We start from the raw sequence: 4128 nt of genomic DNA on the forward strand, positions 1-4128 counted from the left end.
CTTCCGATCTGGCCGGCCCGCAGCCGCTCGCCGCGGGCGAGACGGCGCAGCCCGGCGAACCGGGAGAACCGCTCCCGGTTCGCCACCGAGGCCCGGTCCAGCTCCTCCATCAGCCGCCGGCTACGGTGTTCGAGGTCCAGTTCGTCCAGGATCCGGTCGACCTCGGCCAGCAGCGCGCCGTGCAGCTGCCAGGCCTCCGGGTGCTCCTGCACCTGCCGCAGCAGCAGCTGGGCGACGTTCTCCCGGCTCGCCCAGGCGGCGGACAGCTCGGAGGCGAGCCGCCGCTCGGCCTCCTCGGCGTTCTGGCTCACCTGGGTGGTGACCAGCACCGCGAAGCTCACCAGGGCCCCGCCGACGTGCTCCAGCAGCTCCTCCAGCTCCACCGCGACCTCGGCCGGGAACAGCCGTTCGCCCGGCGCGCGCCGCTTGGCCAGGTCGGTGAGCGAGCGGGCCAGCACCCGGATCACCACGACGCAGATCTCCAGCGTGTCCAGGCCGGTGCGCAGCACCAGCCGGGAGAGCAGCCCCTCGCTGATCCGCGGGTTGAGCCGCAGGCTGTCCTCGGCCTGCCGCAGGGCGCCGTCCACGTCGGCGATGGCCTGGTCGAGCCGGCGGGCCTCGTGCAGCCGCTCGGCCGCGCGGGCCACCGGGATGGGCCGGCCGAGCTCCTCGGCGATGCCGTACAGCAGGTGGCGGGCGCGCCGGGCGAGGTCCTCGATCGACGCGCCGGCCGTGTCGACCCAGACCGGCGGTGCGAACAGCAGGTTGAACAGCAGGCCGACGACGGCGCCGATCAGCGTCTCCAGGACCCGGTCCCAGGCCTGCGAGGTGACCTGCGAGACGCCCAGGATGAGCATCGCGCTGATCGCCACCTCCTGGACGAACTCGTCCACCCGGACGAACCGCCCGATGGTCAGCGAGGCCAGGATGATCAGACCGAGGCTCCACCAGGACAACCCCACGACGGTGCTGAACCCGATCGCGATCAGCACCCCGACGACCACCGAGTTGACCCGGCGGATGCTGGTGGTCAGCGTCGAGTAGACGGTGACCTGGACGACCAGCAGGGCCGTCAGCGGCGCGGTCAGCGGGGCGGGCTCGCTGCTCAGCTGGGTGGCCACCGCGTACGACAGGGTGGCGGCCACCGTCGCCCGGATCGTCTGGACGACGAAGGGTTCTCGGGCGCCGCGGCGCAGCGTGGTCGCGAGGGACTCCGGGAGAAGGGCCATGCCGCCCTTCTTTCCCCGTGACGGGCTCTCCCACCGCCCGTCCGCCGGACCGCTACCCGAAAGAGCCCCGCGCCCGGCCGTCGCCGCCCCGGAGACGGCCAGGCGCCGCGGACCCGCCCGTCAGGACCGCCCGCGGCCGCCGCGGAGCAGCTTCCACGGTGCGAGCGCCGACTCGACCTGCACCGCGAGGCTCATCTTCGAGGCGCCCTTGACCCGCTCCTCGAAGCGGATCGGCACCTCGCGGATGGTCAGGCCCCGCTGGACCACGCGGTGGTTCAGCTCGACCTGGAACGAGTAGCCGTTGCTGTGCACCGAGGGCAGGTCGATCGCCCGCAGGGTCTCCGCCCGCCAGGCCTTGAACCCGGCGGTGGCGTCCCGGACGCCGAGGCCGAGGATCGTGTTGACGTAGAGGTTCGCCCAGGCCGACAGGGCCTTGCGGTGCCACGGCCACTCCTCCGCGGTGGAGCCGCCGGGGACGTAGCGGGAGCCGAGCACCACGGCGGTGTCGCCGGCCAGCAGGGTCTCCAGCATCAGCGGGACCACCGAGGCCGGGTGCGAGAGGTCGGCGTCCATCTGGATCACCACGTCGGCGCCCTCCTCCAGGGCCCGGGTCATGCCCGCGACGTACGCCCGCCCGAGACCGTCCTTCTCGGTGCGGTGCAGCACACTGACGGTGCCGTCGGACTCCAGGGCGAGCTTGTCCGCGACGTCGCCGGTGCCGTCGGGCGAGTTGTCGTCGACGACCAGCAGGTGCAGGCCGGGCAGCCCGAGATCGGAGAGCAGCCCGGCCAGGACCGGGAGGTTCTCCCGCTCGTTGTACGTGGGCACGACGACAACGACCTTCGGGGAGGCCTCGACCATGTTCTGTCCCTCGTGTGATCTCCCGGCCGTGCCCGCGCCGCGTCGGCGCCCGCATCCGGCCGGGCGGTTGTCCAGTTCTGTTGTCCACTCCGGTCGGGCGAGTCTAGCCGCGTCGGTACGTGCCCGGACCCACCGTCCCGGGGAGGGCGCCGAGCGGGCGACGCGCCGGGCCACGCCCGTCGGGCTCCGGCCCGTCGGCGGCACCGTCACATAGCCTGACCGGGCCGTCCGTCCGGCGGCCTGGGTCCGGAGCCGCGTACGGGTGGGCGGCCGGCGTCGTGGACAGGGGTGTGCGTGGGCTCGTCAGCTTCGTCCGGTCCGGGAGCTCCGGGGGCGGCCCCGTCGGCGCGGCAGCGCTTCCGGGCGTGGCTGCTCGAAGGCCTGACCGACATGGCGAAACAGCACCCGGGCCCGCACGCCGAGGCGCCGCCCGAGCACAAGGGTGCGCGCTGGTGGCGGGTGATGTGCCTGACCGGTCTGGACTACTTCTCGACGCTCGGCTACCAGCCGGGCATCGCCGCGCTGGCGGCCGGCCTGCTGTCACCGGTGGCGACCATCGTCCTGGTGATCGTCACCCTGCTGGGCGCGCTGCCGGTGTACCGGCGGGTGGCCAAGGAGAGCCCGCACGGCGAGGGGTCGATCGCCATGCTGGAACGGCTGCTGTCGTTCTGGAAGGGCAAGCTCTTCGTCCTGACGCTGCTCGGCTTCGCCGCCACCGACTTCATGATCACCATCACCCTGTCGGCCGCCGACGCCACCGCCCACCTGGTGGAGAACCCGCACCTGAGCAGCGCCCTGTCCGGCAAGCAGGTGCTCATCACGCTGATCCTGATCGCCCTGCTGGGCGGCGTCTTCCTGAAGGGCTTCAGCGAGGCGATCGGCCTGGCCGTCGTCCTGGTCGCCGTCTACCTCGCGCTGAACGTGGTGGTGGTCGCCACCGGCCTGTGGGAGGTGGTGCAGTCCCCGCACCTGGTCGGCGACTGGGCGGACGCGCTCACCGCGGAGCACGGCAACGCGATCGCCATGATCGGCGTCGCGCTGGTGGTCTTCCCCAAGCTGGCGCTGGGCCTGTCCGGCTTCGAGACCGGCGTCGCCGTGATGCCGCACATCGAGGGCGACCCGGACGACACGGAGGAGAAGCCGACCGGCCGGATCCGCGGCGCCCGCAAGCTGCTCACCACCGCCGCCCTGATCATGAGCGTCTTCCTGATCACCACCAGCTTCATCACCACCCTGCTCATCCCCGAGGCCGCCTTCGAGCCCGGCGGCGAGGCCAACGGCCGGGCCCTCGCCTACCTGGCGCACGAGTACCTCGGGAACACCTTCGGCAGCATCTACGACCTCTCCACCATCGCGATCCTCTGGTTCGCCGGGGCCTCCGCGATGGCCGGGCTGCTCAACCTGATGCCCCGCTACCTGCCCCGCTACGGCATGGCCCCGCAGTGGGCCCGCGCGGTGCGCCCGACCGTCCTGGTGCTGACCGCCATCGCCTTCCTGGTGACGTGGATCTTCGACGCCAGCGTGGACGCCCAGGGCGGCGCGTACGCGACCGGTGTGCTGGTGCTGATCAGCTCGGCGGCCATCGCCGTCACCATCGCCGCGCACGCGGCCGGGGAGCGCAACTGGACGATCGGCTTCGCGGTGATCGCGGCGGTCTTCCTCTACACCACGGCGGTGAACATCGCCGAGCGGCCGGACGGCGTGAAGATCGGCGCCTGCTTCATCGCCGGCATCATGCTGCTCTCGCTGCTCTCCCGGCTGAAGCGGGCCTTCGAGCTGCGCGTCACCGACGTCGTCCTGGACGACGCGGCGGAGCGGTTCGTCCGCGACTACACGCACCGCCCGATCCGGCTGATCGCGAACGAGCCGAACAGCCGGGACCTCGTGGAGTACCAGGAGAAGAAGCGGCAGATCCGGGCGGACAACGACATCCCGGCCGAGGACGACCTGGTCTTCGTGGAGGTCACCGTGCGCGACCCGTCGGAGTTCGAGGCCGTGCTGCGGGTGCACGGGGAGGTGCTGCACGAGCGGTACCGGG

3 protein-coding genes are annotated in these 4128 nt (G+C 72.3%); 1 reads left to right on the forward strand and 2 read right to left on the reverse strand.

Annotated features, from left to right (window positions below):
• Both ABZ885_RS36600 and ABZ885_RS36605 read right to left on the reverse strand, forming a co-directional pair.
• Nucleotides 1-1229: aromatic acid exporter family protein (locus ABZ885_RS36600; RefSeq protein WP_360198791.1), on the reverse strand; the 1229-nt coding region annotated here is incomplete at its 3' end.
• A gap of 120 nt (nt 1230-1349) precedes the next feature.
• Nucleotides 1350-2090 (reverse strand): polyprenol monophosphomannose synthase, encoded by a 741-nt coding sequence (locus ABZ885_RS36605; protein WP_360198794.1) that lies wholly within the window; start codon nt 2088-2090, stop codon nt 1350-1352.
• A gap of 294 nt (nt 2091-2384) precedes the next feature.
• Between ABZ885_RS36605 and ABZ885_RS36610 the strand changes: the two genes are divergently transcribed.
• Nucleotides 2385-4128: amino acid transporter (locus ABZ885_RS36610; RefSeq protein ID WP_360198796.1), on the forward strand; the 1744-nt coding region annotated here is incomplete at its 3' end.

This window comes from Kitasatospora sp. NPDC047058 (assembly GCF_040643935.1).
In the GTDB taxonomy this organism is placed as follows: Bacteria; Actinomycetota; Actinomycetes; order Streptomycetales; family Streptomycetaceae; genus Kitasatospora.